Origin of the sequence: Altererythrobacter rubellus (genome assembly GCF_030284385.1) — a bacterium.
GTDB classification, from domain to species: domain Bacteria; phylum Pseudomonadota; class Alphaproteobacteria; order Sphingomonadales; family Sphingomonadaceae; genus Erythrobacter; species Erythrobacter rubellus.
This window is the reverse complement of record NZ_CP127221.1, coordinates 284,339-299,844: the sequence shown is the minus strand read 5'-3', so window position 1 is coordinate 299,844 and position 15,506 is coordinate 284,339. Positions and strand designations below refer to the sequence as shown.

Below are 15,506 nucleotides of genomic sequence, written 5' to 3'. Positions count from 1 at the left end.
CGGGGGAGAAGAATTCCGATGCGTTATATTGCGCTTGCGCTAGCTACCGGCTTGGGCCTTTCGGCGTGTGCAACTGTACCGTCAGCAGTGCCTGCTCAGACATCACCTGTTGCCTCAGCTGAAGATCTCGCCGAAGCCGAGATCGCGGATATTGTTTCGCGCATGTCGTTGGAGCGCAAGATCGGACAGCTGATTCAGCCGCAGATCAATTCCTTCACACCGGAAGACATGGAGCGTTATCGTTTTGGCAGCTACCTGAATGGCGGCAATGGCGGACCTTATGGCGATGAATTTGCCCCGGCTTCCGAATGGCTGCGCTATGCGGACGAAATGTATGATGCCTCGGTCAAACCGCTTCCCGATGGCGAACCGGTAATACCGACTATGTGGGGCACCGACGCGGTACACGGGCATTCCAACATAGTTGGTGCGACCATATTCCCGCACAATATCGCGCTTGGCGCGACAGGAGACGCCGAACTTGTGCAAAGGATTGGGCACGCAACGGCGATCGAAATCGAAGTAACGGGCATTGACTGGAACTTCTCGCCCACGGTTGCGGTTGCGCGCGATGATCGTTGGGGGCGCACGTATGAGAGTTATTCAGAAGACCCTGATCTAGTGGCGAAACTAGGTGCCGCGTTGATTGTCGGGCAGCAAGGCACACCAGACAGCGAAGACTTCCTGGGAGATGGCCGTGTTTTTGTGACGGCCAAGCACTTCTTCGGCGACGGCGGGACCGAGCGAGGCGTCGATCAAGGCGATGTCAATGGCGACATCAACGCGCTGCTTGATCTGCACGGCCGCCCTTATCCGGCGGCGATCGACGCTGGCGTACAGGCCGTGATGGCAAGCTTCAACTCGATCAATGGCCGCAAGATGCACGGCAACAAAGAACTACTGACCGATGTCCTACGCGGCCAAATGGGCTTTGATGGGCTCGTAGTCGGAGACTGGAATGGCCACGGCCAGATCAAGGGCTGCACAGTAACAGATTGCCCGCAATCATTGATGGCGGGACTCGATATCTACATGGTGCCTGACGACTGGAAGGTTTTGATGGAAACGCTCATCGCGCAGGTCAAAGATGGAACTATTCCCATGGCGCGGGTGGACGAAGCGGTCACACGGGTCCTTCGGGTAAAGCAACGCGCTGGGCTGCTAGGCGAAAACGCCAAGCGTCCATCTGAACGCGGTGTCGCGGGGCAGTATGACCTTCTCGCATCGCTGGAGCATCGCGCTTTGGCGCGCGAAGCTGTGGCGAAGTCACAAGTCTTGCTCAAGAATGACGGCGTGCTCCCCCTGAAGGCAGGCGCAAATGTCTTGGTTGCTGGCTCTGCGGCCGATGATGTGGGCCAACAGTCGGGCGGTTGGACCCTTGAATGGCAGGGTGGCCGCAAGGACACCTTGCCCAGAGATTACTTTCCCAAGGCAACCTCAATCTGGGATGGCATCAAAGAGAACGTTACCGCCGAAGGTGGCAGCGCGACGTTGTCAGAGGATGGATCCTTCGAGGCACGCCCCGACATTGCGATTGTCGTATTCGGCGAGCATCCCTATGCCGAATTCGCGGGCGATCAGCGCAATCTGGTTTTCCGTGACGAAGAAGGGTTGACGCTGCTTCGCCAGTTTGATGAGCAGGATATTCCGACCGTCGCCGTGTTCCTTTCAGGCCGCGCGATGTGGATGAACCGTGAAATAAACGCGGCTGACGCTTTTGTGGCATCATGGCTGCCAGGTAGTGAAGGCGCTGGCGTCGCTGATGTTCTAACTGGTAAGCGCGAGGCTACCGGACGCTTGTCATTCTCTTGGCCTGCAAGTTGCGAAGGGCAGCCGGTCAACTCGCCCGAAGGCGCCCTTTTTGCATTTGGCTATGGCCGTACACTTAGTGACAACTCACCGCTTGCTACGCTTAACGAAGACTGCGGCGCCCTGTCAGTGGTCGAGGGGTCAGAACTCTTCGGTTCGGGCCGGTTAGGGTCAGGGGTCAGCGCATTCGTCGGTCGTTTGGACGGCGCTGGATTTGAAGAGCTGATGCCGCAAATGCGCGGAGACATGAATGGCTCTGGCGTGCTGGTGCGCGGTTTTGACCGCGATGCACAAGAGGATTCTCGCGAAATCACAATGCGTGCCGGGTCCTATTTCGGCCTGGAACAATCAAACAATACGGGCGGCGTGTACCGCATCGCCTATGAAGTGGTTACACGCCCGGCGGGTACGATCCGCTTGCGTTCAGGCAATGCGGTGCTCGATGTCACCGCGCAATTTGAGCTCGCGACGGCCAAGGGTTTTCGCGAAATGGTGGTAACTGAAAGTTGCCTTGCGGGCCTTGGCAAACGCATCGCTTTTGAATCCGATGGCGATGTCACTTTCCGCATTTCCAGTGTCAAACGCGAGGAAGTGGCGGAAGGAACCGAATGCTCGTTCTGATTGGAATGCGCGAATGACAACGTATGCGGCTGGACAGGCGATAAAGCGCCGCTAGTCTGCAAAAACAAGGGTTCTGCGGCTGGAAAATCCGGTCGCGAGGGGGAGGAAAATCCGGTGACGTTAGAGACGATCGATATCGTTATTATCGCTGGCTATGCGATTGCACTGCTGGGGATCGCGCTGTTTGTCAGTCGTGAACCCAAGGGGCATGATAAAAACACAGAGGATTACTTCCTCGCCGGGCGTGCATTGCCCTGGTGGGCCATCGGTGCCTCGCTGATCGCGTCGAACATTTCAGCTGAACAGATCATTGGCCAATCGGGCCAGGGCTATGCCGTGGGCATCGCGATTGCGGCTTATGAATGGCAGGCTGCGATTGTCCTGATCATCGTGGCGAAATACTTCCTGCCGATCTTCCTCAAGCGCAAGATCTACACCATGCCGCAGTTTCTGGATCAGCGGTACGGACATGGCGTGAAGACGCTGATGAGCTTCTTCTGGGTTGCGCTCTACACGGCTGTAAACCTCACCACAGTGCTGTGGCTGGGCGGTCTGGCGGTCACGTCGCTCACCGGTTGGAGCGTGATGACAGCAATGGCGGCGCTGGCCGGTTTTGCTGCGCTCTATTCGCTCTATGGCGGGCTGAAAGCGGTTGCGCTGACGGACATTATTCAGGTCGTGATCCTGATCCTGGGCGGATTTGCGATCACCTGGATCGCATTGGACGCGTTGCCAGCCAAAGGCGCGCTGGGCGGGCTTGGCCTGCTTTGGCAAGAAATGCCGGGTCATTTCGAGATGATCCTTGATGAGAGCAATCCGGCCTATTCCGACCTACCGGGCATCTGGACACTGCTGGGCGGCTTGTGGGTACTCCACTTCAGCTATTGGGGTTTCAACCAGTATATCATCCAGCGTGCGCTCGGTGCGGAGAATCTGGGCGAAGCGCAAAGGGGCTTGGCCTTTGCAGCTTTCCTCAAGATCCTCGTACCGTTCATTGTGGTTATTCCCGGCATCGCCGCTGTCATTCTGGCGCAGCAAGGCATGCTGGATGGCACGGCATTGGCGGAAAAATCTGATCGTACCTATGGCGAACTGATGAGCTTTGCCCCGGCTGGTCTGCGTGGTCTGGTGTTTGCTGCGCTTATCGCCGCTGTGGTGAGTTCGCTTGCATCCATGATGAACTCGATCTCGACCATCTTTACGATGGACCTTTATCGAAGCTGGAAGCCAGATATGGGCGAACATCACTATGTGACAGTTGGTCGTGTTTCAGCATTCAGCGCCATGATCGTCGCGCTCTTCCTCGCGCGCCCTTTTATCGGCGGCTTTGAAAGCGGCTTCCAGACGGTTCAGGAATACACTGGTTTCATCGCGCCGGGCATCGTGGTGGTTTTCCTGCTCGGCTTCTTCGACAAGAAGATGAACGCGGTGGGCGCATTCACAGCGCTGCTCGGCTCGTTGGCGGTCAATGTGATGTTGAAGTTCGGCATGCCTGACGTACCCTTCATCATCCGCATCTGGGGCGTGTTCATGCTTTCGATTGTCGCTGCCGCGGTTGTTTCACGCATGACAACGCCGCCGGAAGAAGAGCAGACCGTCAAGCTGGGCGATATCGCCTTTGCCACGACCATGCTGTTCAATACGCTGGCAATGTTGACGGTTGCAATTCTTATCGGACTCTATGTAATTCTCTGGTAAGGATTTTCCAGCTGGCGCTCTGGGGGGAGCGCTAGCCATCTAACACCGGAGCCGCTGGGGGGTGGCTCCGGTGTTTTTTATTGGTCCGCGAAACCCTCAGCCAGAAACTTCAGCGCGCATCCAGCCAGCATCGCCGTGCCTTTGGGCAAGGCGTTCTCGTCAACATGCATGCGCGGTGAGTGGATCGCGCAGCAGCTGCGCCAGTCCTCGCCTTCATTGGCCACGCCCAGGAAAAACATCGCACCGGGCACTTTTTCCAGCAGGTAAGAAAAATCCTCGGCGCCCATGATCGGGTCTGCGAGATCGCGCCACCCCTCCGGACCACCAATCTCTGTGGCAACTGCCCGGCCCAGATCAACCGCCCGCGGATCGCAAATCGTGACGGGAAAGCCCTCTACGATCTCAACATTGGCGGACAGGCCATGTGCTGCGGCGACATGACTGGCCATATCGGTCAGCAATTCGCGCGCTTTCAGCCGATGCTCTTTGCTGAGCGTCCGGATAGTGCCGTTGATTGTGGCTTCATCGGGTATGACGTTAAATGCAGTTCCCGCGTGGATCTGCGTGACTGTCACGACCACCGCGCTGGCGGCATTGAAGCGGCGCGTCACCATCGCCTGGATCGCGCTGACCAGAGCAGCAGTACCGGGCAATGGATCGACGCAATCATGCGGCATTGAGGCATGCCCGCCCTGCCCGGTTAAGGTGATTGTAAATGCGTCCGCAGCTGCCATCAGCGGTCCGGGTCTGCCCGCCAGCACGCCAAACGGCGCATTGGGCATGATATGCAGCGCGAAGGCGGCGTCAGGCAGTGGGTCGATCAGGCGGTCTTCCAGCATGAAACGCGCGCCGTGATAGCCTTCCTCGCCCGGCTGGAACATGAAGTCGATCGTGCCGGCAATCTGTTCGCGCTTGGCACATAGCAGCCGCGCCGCGCCCGCCAGCATGGCAGTATGCGTGTCATGTCCGCATGCGTGCATCCGGCCTGGAACTGTCGAGGCGAATTCCAGATCGGTCTTCTCATCCATCGGCAAGGCGTCCATATCGCCGCGCAGCAGCACGCGCCGACTTTGCCCTTTAACCGGTATGCCGCCTTCCAATGTGGCCACCTGGCCGGTGGTCGAGGTGCCTTCGCGCCATGTTAGCGGTAGATCGGCGAGCGCTGCGCGCACCTTGGCCATGGTTTTGGGCGTGTGCAGCCCCAATTCTGGCTCGGCATGGATGGCGCGGCGTAAAGAGACGATATCCCCGCTCAGCTCGCGGGCGGATTCGATAAGGTTTTCTGTCAGCATGGATGCAATCTAGCGCAAATGTTGCGCATAGGAAGCGGCATTGTAACCAAGCCACGTTTGGCCACGAATTTGAGTTGCACTGCAAAATCACCTAGTGAACGCACATGGTTTCCGACTAAGGAACGATGATTATGGCTGGCCCGATCCATGAATTTTCGCATTTGCCGCGACCCAAAGCTAATGTGAAATCGGCTTGGCGTGTGAGACGCGACGCGCGTGCAGAGGGTGACCCTCCAATTGTCGGACTGATCTATAATCCGCGCAGCCACCACAATCGGGGGCAGGACCTCACCAGCAAAATTTCGCCGGATGTCTTTGTGGCGCAACCGGGAAACCGCGATCAATTGCCAGAGGCGCTCGCGCGCCTTGCCGAACGCGGGATCGATTTGTTGGTCATCAATGGCGGTGACGGTACAGTGCGCGATGTGCTGACTTGTGGGGAGCCCATTTTTGGCGATGACTGGCCTGTTGTGGCGGTGTTGCCCAAGGGCAAGACCAATGCGCTGGCGGTTGATCTTGGCGGCCCGAGTGACTGGACATTGCAATGCGCGGTTGACGCGTATGAAAATGGGAAGCGGGTCAAGCGCAGCCCGATGGCGATTACGCCGCTTGATCAGCCTGATGCGCGGGTGCTGGGGTTCATTCTGGGTGCTGGCGCGTTTACGCTAGGCACCAAGGCAGGCCAAAGCGCGCACAAACTCGGTGCGTTCAACTCATTGGCAGTAGGCGTTACGACCTTCTGGGGCATTTTGCAGGCGGTTTTCGGAACGCGCGCCAATCCGTGGCGTCGCGGAGCAAAGATGGATTTGCGTTTGGCGCCTAGTGGAGTGCCGTTGGAGCATAGCGGGCTGGGCGAACCAGAGCGCAGGCTTATCCTGCTGGCATCAACGCTTGAGCGCTTTCCTGGGGGGATCAAGCCCTTCGGATCATTGGGTAAGGGTTTGAAGCTGGCTGCACTTGATCAGATCAGCCGCTGGATGACATTGATGCTGCCCGCGATCCTGTTTGAATTTGGCCCCAAGAATTTGCGTAAGCGCGGCTTTCACCAACTGGTCGCGCAGTCTTTCGAGATGGAGCTGGATGACCAATTCATTCTCGACGGCGAAGCTTTTCCTGCTGGCCGATACAGGGTCGAAACCGGACCCGAGATCGATTTCGTTGCGCCCTGAATGACGCCGCCATGAGCGCTTTGGCAGAACGAATCTCAGCAAAATCTGCGGTCGCAATGCATCCCGCCATTGCTGAATTTGCCGCGCGGCTTGCAATTGAAGCGGGGGCGCTGGCGGTTCTATTCTACGGCTCCAATCTGCGGACCGGATTGCTTGAAGGCGTGCTCGACTATTACGTGTTGCTTCCGGGCGAGGAGCAGGAGAAGATATGGCCGCGTGTCAGCTATCGCGAATGGGACAATCAAGGCGAGACGCTGCGCGCCAAGATCGCCACTATGTCGCTCGCGCAGTTTGCCAAGGCCGCATCGGGCCAATCGCGCGACACCACTATCTGGGCGCGGTTCGTGCAGCCGTCTGCTTTGGTTTGGGCCCGCGATGGCGATGCGACGGCGCAGACACTTGATGCGCTTGGTGATGCTGCAAAAACTGCGGCGCGGCTGGCTGCGGCGCTCGGCCCGCCAAGCGGCACCGCCGATGACTATTGGCGCGCATTGTTCCGCGCCACCTACAAGGCGGAGTTTCGGGTAGAGAAAGCAGGCAGGGAAGATAGTATCTTGTCAGTCAACGTGGCGCATTTTGACGGGCTATTGCCTCTGGCGCTCGACGCACAAGGCATTGCGTTTGATGAAGCAGGCGGTCGCCTGACACTCAAGCTGACGGACAATGCTCGACGCGAAACACTATCGTGGTGGAGCCGCCGCCAACGGCTAGGCAGGCCGCTCAACATTCTCCGCCTGCTGAAAGCCAGCACTACGTTTGACGGTGCGGCGCGCTATGCCGCGTGGAAGGTGCAGCGCCACACGGGTGTGCCGATTGAAGTGACGCCATGGCGCGAAAAACACCCTGTGCTCGCGGCACCGGGTGTCTTGTTCAAAGTCTGGCGAGAGCAGAAAAAGCAGCGGAGCTGAGCCTGCTTGTCTCTTACATGTAGCGCATATTGATGCGGATCGACGTTACACCTTCGCCCACTTCAAATGCTGTCTTGCGGTAGCTCGGCTTGCCGAGGTTGAAAATATTGATCGAGGGATTGTTGGACATCGCGCCGCCATCCTCGCTGACTTCGGTTTGTCCATTGCCGTTAACATCATGGCGAACAGCGATGCCATAAGTGCCCGCGCGCGGAACCGGCATGCAAAACACCATCGTCCCTTCGCGGGCAGAGGTTTCGATCCGGTTGATCCATTTGCCCCGTTCTAGCCAATCCGATTTGACCCCGCGATAGCTTTGCACGCGGATCCGACCCCCGGATGATTTGATACCGGCAACGGTCACGCGCACCGCAGGCCCGCCGCCGGGCGCGCATTGGCGCATATTGTTGGAAATTTCCTGACGATAGGTCACGGAGGGAGCGCCTTGCGCCCAAGCGGCTGCAGCCACCGGAGCAAGCGTCGCTGCGGTCAGTGCAAATCCGGCTGTGATCAGTCTTGATCGCATCTTCTCGCGTGTCCTTCAGTCGTTAAAACGCTGCTGCGCCAAAGGGGCAAGCGTAGCAGCGCGATAGGGCATTTCGCCCTAATTCGAAAACCTTATGCTGCAAAGTGGCTGAATTGCGGCTGAATTTGACGAACGGATATCCTTAATCTTCGCGCTACTGTGTGTGGAAAAGGCCACGCGCCTGCTTGTCGGCGAGTCTTCCCCGGCGTTACTGCGAGGAAACGCGGACTTTTGCGAAAGCACACCATGGCCACACCGCTCATTTCACCTTCCATTTTGTCAGCTGACTTTGCGCGGCTGGGCGAAGAAGTGCGCGCGGTGGATCAAGCAGGTGCGGACTGGATCCATATCGATGTGATGGATGGGCATTTTGTGCCTAACCTCACGATCGGGCCTGACGTGGTCAAAGCGCTGAGACCCCATTCGGACAAGACCTTTGACGTGCATCTGATGATTTCACCGGTCGATCCGTATCTGGAAGCTTTTGCAGAGGCCGGCGCGGATATCATCACCGTCCATCCAGAGGCGGGCCCCCATGTACACCGCACGCTGCAAGCGATCCGTGCCTTGGGCAAGAAGGCCGGGGTGGTACTGAATCCAGGCACGCCCGTCGAAGTGCTCGACAATCTGATGGACCTGGTTGACCTGATCCTGGTGATGAGCGTCAATCCGGGCTTTGGGGGGCAGAGCTTCATCCATTCGCAGCTCGACAAAGTGCGCGCGATCCGCGGGATGATTGAAAGGGCAGGGCGAGATATCCACCTGGAGGTCGATGGCGGCGTCAATCCTGAAACCGCGAAGCTTTGCGTTGATGCCGGCGCGGACGTGCTGGTTGCAGGTTCTGCAACCTTCAAGGGCGGCCCGTCCCAATATGCCGCCAATATTGCCGCGCTGAAGGGCGAAGTCTGATGGAAGCGTTGCTGTCCGGCTCGAGCGACACCAAACAGAGTGAAGATCTGTTTGGCGAGATCGAGGAAGATCGCTCTGCGCTGCCTCTGGCGGCGGCGGGCGATGTGCAGCCTGTCATTGACGGCGAAAGCGAAATTCCGCTGACTGAAGCGCGCACGCTTGTGTTGAGCGACTTTGTACCGCCCAAAGCCGATTTGACCGAAAAGCTGGTGCGGGTTGCCTATCGTCTTGGGATCAGTGGCGCAACGCTGACCGCGCCCTTCCGCAAGCCCGCGCGCCCGCGCTTGCTGGCAACGGTCAAACCGGCGCTGGCAGGCGACCGGGTGGCAGGGATGGCGCTGCGAGCGGGCCACTTCATGATCAACGGCATGAAGGCGCCGATTTCCGAAGTTGAATATCAAAGTTCGTCGCGCGCAACGCCGCCGTTCGAGCGGATGATCCATGGTTTTGCTTGGCTACGCGATCTCAGCGCAGCTGGCCAGCGCGAACAATGCGTCGAAACGGCTGAGCGGATTGCAGGGCTTTGGCTTAAAGCCAATCCAAAGCCGGGCAAATGTGCGGCTTGGTACGTCGACTATGTTTCAATGCGACTGATGGCGTGGCTCGTCCATGCGCCGCTTTTGCTGTCAGGCAAGGATGAAGCCTTGCGTCCGCAAATGCTGGCTACGATTGATGAAACGGCGCGCTGGCTCGATCGTGAAGTGCGCCGTACGCCAGATCCGCTCGGTGCAGTCCTGGGTTGGGGTGCCTTGATCGCTGCGGGCTTGTTGCTTCCACAAGGTAAGCCGCGGCGGCTCTATGCCGAAGCCGGGCTGGTCGCGGCATTGGGCGATTTTGTCGGCGAAGATGGTGGCGCTTTGTCACGCAGCGCGATCGCACAGATGGATGTGATCGCCATGCTGGTGGATCTGGAGGCTTGCTATAGAGCGGTTGACCGCGATCTGCCGCAAGCGTTGTGCCTGATGCGCGAGCTGCTTGTGCCGCCCATTCTGGCGTTGCGACATGGCGATGGTGCCTTGGGCAATTGGCAAGGCATAGGGGCCATGCGGGCGGATCGGCTTGCTGCGCTGATCGATGCTAGTACCGTGCGCACACGCCCGCTGAAGGATGTGAAGCACTGGGGCTTCCATCGTCTGACCGGTGGGAAGACCATTATCCAGATGGATGCAGCCCCGCCGCCCCGCTCGAAGCATTCGCGTTCGGGCTGTGCATCGACGCTGGCCTTCGAAATGTCCGACGGACTCAGTCGCCTGATCGTCAATTGCGGCGGCGCGGCGCTGGCCGGTGGGCTTGTTCCGGCGCGGATCGAGCAGGGGCTGCGAGCCACCGCGGCACATTCCACGCTGATACTTGACGATGTAAACTCGACCTCGGTGCTGCTTGGCGGAAAGCTGGGCAAGGGGGTCGAGAAGGTCGAGATTGAGCGTAGTGAGATTGCACGCGGAACGGCCAGTGCGCAGCGCATCGAAGCGAGCCACGATGGTTATGCCGCACGGTTCGGCCTGATCCACCGCCGTATCCTGTTGCTGCGCAGCGATGGTTGCGAGTTGCGCGGCGAGGATGTGCTGGCGCCATCCACCCGCAAGGGGCAGCGCGGCAAGATCAAATTCGCAATCCGGTTCCACCTGGGTCGGGGAGTAGAGGCGCGCCTCTCCGAAGACAGGCTAGGCGCCAGTCTGTTGTTGCCCGACGGCGGCTTGTGGCAATTCCGTCTTGGGGGGAATGATGCGGGTGCGGACTTGGCGCTCGAAGAAAGCATGTGGGTCGATGGCGACGGGCATCCGCATGGCGTTGACCAATTGGTGGTGCAGGGAATGATATCGCGCGGCGGGGGGCAATTCTCCTGGCTGCTAAAGAAAATGGGGTGATTTCCTAAGTGACGGATGTGACAATCAAGCGGGCACTGCTGTCAGTGTCCGACAAAACCGGATTGGCTGAACTGGGCCAGGCCTTGGCTGCGCGCGGTGTGGAGCTGGTTTCGACTGGGGGAACGGCAAAGGCGCTGCGCGATGCGGGGCTTGAAGTTCGCGACATCTCTGAACTCACCGGCTTTCCTGAAATGATGGATGGGCGGGTCAAGACGCTGCACCCCAAGGTGCACGGCGGCTTGCTGGCAGTGCGCGACAATCCGGAGCATGCCGACGCAATGGAAGAGCATGCAATTGATGCGATCGATCTTGTCGTGGTCAATCTCTACCCCTTCGAAGCGACTGTCCTGCGCGGCGCCGAACGTGACGAGATCATCGAGAATATCGACATTGGCGGTCCGTCAATGGTTCGTAGCTCGGCGAAAAATCATGCCTTTGTGACGATCGTGACAGACTCAGCGGACTATGAAGAATTGCTGGGCGAACTGGATGAAAGTAACGGGGCAACCTCGCTTGCATTTCGAAAGAGGTGTGCCGCCAAGGCCTTTGCCGCCACCGCTGCCTATGACAGCATGATTAGCCAATGGTTCGCCTTTGCTGACCAGCAGCAGCAGTTCCCCGATTTCCTGGCGGTCAATGGCAAGGCGCCGACCGTCCTGCGCTACGGCGAAAACCCGCATCAGCAGGCGGCACTTTATACCCCTTCGGGTCCGCATGGCTCAGGCATTGCGCAGGCCGAACAGCTGCAGGGCAAGGAGCTGTCCTACAACAACTACAATGATGCCGATGCGGCGCTGGAATTATGCGCTGAATTCGGTGGCCAGGATCCTGCAGTTGTCATCGTCAAGCACGCCAATCCTTGCGGTGTGGCGCAGGCGGGCAGCCTGGTCGATGCATGGGAAGCGGCGCTGCAATGCGATAGCGTTTCGGCGTTTGGCGGGATCGTTGCAGTCAACCAGGAGCTGGACGGTGCCACAGCCGAGCAGATCGCGAAGATATTTACCGAAGTTGTGATCGCGCCCAGCGTTAGCGATGAAGCGCGCGAAATCTTCGCGACGAAGAAGAACCTGCGTTTGCTCACGGTTGGCGATTTGCCTGATCCGCGCCGTGGCGGTCTGATGGTCAAGCTGATCACTGGCGGCTTGCTGGTGCAGAGCCGAGACGGTGGCGCGATCTCAGAAAATGATCTGAAAGTTGTCACCAAGCGCGAGCCGACAAGCCAAGAGCTGAAGGATTGCATGTTCGCATGGACCGTCGCCCGGCATGTGAAATCGAACGCGATTGTTTATGCCAAGGATGGCGCGACAGCCGGGATTGGCGCTGGCCAGATGAACCGCCGTGATAGCTCGCGCATTGCTGCGATGAAGGCGGCAGAAGCAGCAGAAACCTATGGCTGGGATACGCCGCGAACCACAGGCAGCGCCGTTGCCTCTGATGCATTCTTCCCGTTCGCGGATGGATTGCTGGCCGCAGCTGAAGCTGGGGCGACTGCGGTGATCCAGCCGGGCGGTTCAATCCGCGATGATGAGGTGATTTCAGCCGCGGATGAGGCAGGCCTCGCGATGGTATTCACCGGAATGCGGCATTTCCGGCATTAAATCCGCCACCACCGCCTGTGCCTCAAAATCTCGTGCGCACAGTTGTGGCCCGGTGCGCCGGTCACTCCGCCGCCAGGATGCGCGCCTGAGCCGCATAGCCAGAGCCCCTTGATTGGCATCTTGTGGCTTCCTGCACCCAGCACAGGCCGGGCGGCCCATAACTGGTCCAGGCTCATACGGCCGTGGAAGATATCCCCGCGCCACAGGCCGAATTTTGCTTCGAGAGCACGGGGTGTGTGCACTTGGCGGTGCAGTACCAGTTCCCGGAAGCCCGGTGCATGATGCTCGATTACATCGAATACAGCATTGACCGCTTCGTCTTCGCGATCCTCGGGAAGATCAGGGTCAACATGCTGGCAAAACAGGCTGGCGACATGCTGCCCTTTCGGGGCGAGGCTATCATCCACCATGCTCGGGATCAGCATCTCTACGATTGGCTGGGCGCTGAATCCGTTCGCGCGCGCGCTGTGATAGGCTTGGTCCATATAATCGAGCGATGGTGCCATAATGATCCCGCTGCGCAAATGCGCATCACTTTCCGGCGCATGGCGGAATTTCGGCAGATCCGATAGCGCGACATTCATGCGCAAGCTGCCAGAGCCGCCGCGATAGCCATCCATGGCGCGGGCAAAATCATCCGGGATAGCCTCGCGCGGGACGAGGCGATCGAACAGTGGCTTTGGCCCCAGATTGGAGATGACCCGCTTTGCGCGCAGGACCTCTCCGTCCGCCAGTTCCACGCCTACTGCCACCTCGTCATCAACTATGACGCGCGTGATGCGGGCATTGGTACGGATCTCGACGTCTTGCTCGCTGCACGCCTCGGCCATCATTTGCGTGATTGCACCCATCCCGCCAATGACATGACCCCATGCGCCCTTGTTGCCGTTCACTTCTCCAAAGACATGGTGTAGCAACACATAGGCGCTGCCCGGTTCATCGGGCGACGCATAGTGGCCGACGCAGGCGTCGAAACCGAACGCAGCCTTGACTGGATCGCTTTCGAACCAGTCGTCGAGCACTTCGCGCGCGGAACGCGTGAAGATTTGCAGCACCTGCCGCTGCCGCTCGGTTGAAAGCTTGCACAAGCCGCGACCCTGCATTGCGACATCAACAAGCGAGCGCAATCCGCCTTTGGGATCCGGCGGAACTTTCAACGCCAATCCGCGCAACACCTCGGCGGCATCTTCCAGCATGTCGAAATACTCAGGCAAGCGTTCTGCATCGGTTTTGGAAAACCGTGCCGACTGTGCCTGGCTCGCTTCGAGCCCACCGCCCATCATTATGAAGTCACTTTCGAGTGGCAGGTAGTTCGACACCGGCCGCTCAATCACGCGATAGCCGCGCGCGACCAGCCCCATGTCTGCGATTACTTTGGGTTGCAGCAGGCTCACGGTGTAGCTTGCGGTCGAATTACGAAAGCTGGGGGCAAACTCTTCGGTCACCGCGGCGCCTCCCACCACGTGCCGCGCTTCGCATACAGTCACATTCATACCTGCGCGCGCCAGATAGAAGGCGCAAGTTAGCCCGTTATGACCACCGCCTATGATGATTGCATCCAGCATTGAACTCCGTCCGTAACTTTTTTATGCCGCTGTGCGGATAGATAATCGATGACAGCATCGTTCACCGTCTGGAAACCAAACAAGGTTAATGAGGCCATGAACACAAACATTGAGCCTAACAACGAGAACACTGCGCATGGGCATTCTGAAGTCGGACATCTCCCGCAATTTTGGCATTGGCTTCATTGTCGGCGCGTTCATGGTGGGTGCGATGTCGGTTCAGACATGGGATACGCAAATTGCCAGCCCGGCAATGGCCACGACAGCGGACGCCGAAGCCTCTATCACTCGATAATGCAAGCGCGCAACGCTTTGCTGGCGGCGGTAGGTGCTTTTGCGCTTAGCGGTTGCGGTGTTGCGGCGAGTGCAGCCGAAAGGTTTGTAGAAGCACCGGTGGCTGCTTTGCAGGCCGAAGAGCCTGAAGGCTTGCAAGTTGCGATATTTGCTGGCGGCTGCTTCTGGGGCGTTGAAGGCGTCTTCAGTCACGTTAGAGGCGTGAAATCATCCGTTTCCGGCTTTCACGGCGGAAGCGAAAGTACTGCAACCTATGGCCAGATAGTGACCGGTCTGACCGACCACGCCGAGGCGGTGCGCGTGGTCTATGACCCTAAGGTCGTGCGCTATGACGAGTTGTTGCAGATCCTGTTTTCTGTTGTGACGGACCCTACCTTGCTCAACCGTCAAGGCCCGGACGTTGGTTCGCATTACCGTAGCGCGATTGTGCCGATGAACAATGAGCAAGCTCGCGTTGCTCGCGCCTATCTTGCCCAGCTTGATGATTCAGGGGTTTGGGGCGCGCCGGTGGTGACCAGGATCGAACGCTACAAGAAGTTCTACGAGGCCGAGCAATACCATCAGGACTTCATAGCGAAAAACCCGCGTCACGGGTACATTGTCCGCTGGGACGCGCCAAAGGTCCGTGCGCTGGCAGACATGTATCCCGAGCACTACACCAGCACATTTCTGCGCGATGGAAGCTGATCTGGCGTAACGGCGCTGAGCGCACTATATGTGCGCGCATGGCTAGCCATTCACACGCACACAAAGAACACTCAGGCACAGGTCTGATAGAGGCCGCACGCGACTCTCTGATCGCATCCGGCGAACAATGGACCGGAATGCGCGAAGCTGTTTTTGCCGAGCTCGCAAAGCATGAACGGCCGGTTTCCGCCTATGATATCGCGGACAACCTGTCGCGCGCGCGCGGCAAGCGTGTCGCACCGAATAGCATCTACCGAATCCTAGATCTGTTCGTGGCGAACAACCTTGCATTGCGAGTTGAAAGCGCCAACGCGTTTCTCGCTAACACCCACCCTGGCTGCCAGCATGATTGCATCTTCATGGTTTGCGATGAGTGTGGCGAGGCGACTCACATCGATGACGATCAGACATCCCGCCGTATTCGCGATCTTGCCGCTGGATGCGGCTTCAGCGCGCGCCGGCCGGTGATCGAGCTTCGCGGCCTTTGCAAAGCCTGCAAAGGCTGAATCAATGCAGAATAGAGGCAATCCGTGCATTTTCAGCGATAAAGCGTTCATCGACA

Annotated in this window: 13 protein-coding genes; 10 read left to right on the top strand and 3 right to left on the bottom strand. The window is 58.7% G+C overall.

Annotation, left to right across the window (positions count from 1 at the left end; genetic code table 11):
• The first annotated feature begins 18 nt into the window (after positions 1-18).
• Positions 19-2,430: a glycoside hydrolase family 3 protein gene (locus QQX03_RS01390; protein WP_285976098.1), complete on the top strand. Its 2,412-nt coding sequence runs from the start codon at positions 19-21 to the stop codon at positions 2,428-2,430.
• A 114-nt stretch (positions 2,431-2,544) separates the two neighbouring features.
• The gene (locus QQX03_RS01385; RefSeq protein ID WP_285976097.1) at positions 2,545-4,128 is read left to right on the top strand and encodes a sodium:solute symporter family transporter; all 1,584 of its coding nucleotides are present in this window, start codon (positions 2,545-2,547) and stop codon (positions 4,126-4,128) included.
• Between the two features lie 77 nt (positions 4,129-4,205).
• Here the strand turns inward: QQX03_RS01385 and QQX03_RS01380 are convergent, their stop codons facing one another.
• Positions 4,206-5,420 carry a M20 metallopeptidase family protein gene (locus QQX03_RS01380; protein WP_285976096.1) on the bottom strand — a complete coding sequence of 405 codons (1,215 nt, stop codon included), beginning with the start codon at positions 5,418-5,420 and terminating at the stop codon, positions 4,206-4,208.
• Positions 5,421-5,620: 200 nt separating this feature from the next.
• Between QQX03_RS01380 and QQX03_RS01375 the strand changes: the two genes are divergently transcribed.
• The gene (locus tag QQX03_RS01375; protein WP_285976095.1) at positions 5,621-6,589 is read left to right on the top strand and encodes a diacylglycerol/lipid kinase family protein; all 969 of its coding nucleotides are present in this window, start codon (positions 5,621-5,623) and stop codon (positions 6,587-6,589) included.
• Between the two features lie 56 nt (positions 6,590-6,645).
• A complete protein-coding gene (locus tag QQX03_RS01370) occupies positions 6,646-7,497 on the top strand; it encodes a hypothetical protein (RefSeq protein WP_285976094.1) in 852 nt (283 codons plus the stop codon).
• Between the two features lie 13 nt (positions 7,498-7,510).
• On the opposite strand, the gene QQX03_RS01365 is transcribed toward QQX03_RS01370, so the two are convergent.
• Complete coding sequence (locus QQX03_RS01365; RefSeq protein ID WP_285976093.1) at positions 7,511-8,023, bottom strand: DUF2141 domain-containing protein; 513 nt, start codon at positions 8,021-8,023, stop codon at positions 7,511-7,513.
• A gap of 246 nt (positions 8,024-8,269) precedes the next feature.
• Between QQX03_RS01365 and rpe the strand changes: the two genes are divergently transcribed.
• Genes rpe through purH form a run of 3 tightly spaced genes read left to right on the top strand, consistent with a single transcriptional unit; the run spans position 8,270 to position 12,398 of the window.
• Entirely contained in the window at positions 8,270-8,932 is a 663-nt protein-coding gene (rpe, locus tag QQX03_RS01360; RefSeq protein WP_285976092.1) for a ribulose-phosphate 3-epimerase, read from the top strand.
• Positions 8,932-10,800, top strand: coding sequence for a heparinase II/III family protein (locus QQX03_RS01355; RefSeq protein ID WP_285976091.1), 1,869 nt, complete (start codon positions 8,932-8,934; stop codon positions 10,798-10,800). Before rpe ends, QQX03_RS01355 begins: the two co-directional genes overlap by 1 nt.
• Positions 10,801-10,808: 8 nt before the next feature.
• On the top strand, positions 10,809-12,398 hold the full coding sequence (gene purH, locus QQX03_RS01350) for a bifunctional phosphoribosylaminoimidazolecarboxamide formyltransferase/IMP cyclohydrolase (RefSeq protein ID WP_285976090.1): 1,590 nt from the start codon (positions 10,809-10,811) through the stop codon (positions 12,396-12,398).
• On the opposite strand, the gene QQX03_RS01345 is transcribed toward purH, so the two are convergent.
• On the bottom strand, positions 12,395-13,963 hold the full coding sequence (locus QQX03_RS01345) for a phytoene desaturase family protein (protein ID WP_285976089.1): 1,569 nt from the start codon (positions 13,961-13,963) through the stop codon (positions 12,395-12,397). The two genes, purH and QQX03_RS01345, sit on opposite strands and share 4 nt — an antisense overlap.
• A 136-nt stretch (positions 13,964-14,099) precedes the next feature.
• Here QQX03_RS01345 and QQX03_RS01340 point away from each other — a divergent pair, with 136 nt between their 5' ends.
• Genes QQX03_RS01340 through QQX03_RS01330 form a run of 3 tightly spaced genes read left to right on the top strand, consistent with a single transcriptional unit; the run spans position 14,100 to position 15,450 of the window.
• Positions 14,100-14,258 (top strand): hypothetical protein, encoded by a 159-nt coding sequence (locus QQX03_RS01340; protein WP_285976088.1) that lies wholly within the window; start codon positions 14,100-14,102, stop codon positions 14,256-14,258.
• On the top strand, positions 14,258-14,944 hold the full coding sequence (msrA, locus tag QQX03_RS01335; RefSeq protein ID WP_285976087.1) for a peptide-methionine (S)-S-oxide reductase MsrA: 687 nt from the start codon (positions 14,258-14,260) through the stop codon (positions 14,942-14,944). The genes QQX03_RS01340 and msrA overlap by 1 nt, the downstream gene beginning before the upstream one ends.
• 38 nt (positions 14,945-14,982) lie before the next feature.
• Positions 14,983-15,450, top strand: coding sequence for a Fur family transcriptional regulator (locus QQX03_RS01330; protein ID WP_285976086.1), 468 nt, complete (start codon positions 14,983-14,985; stop codon positions 15,448-15,450).
• The last annotated feature ends 56 nt before the right edge of the window (positions 15,451-15,506 follow it).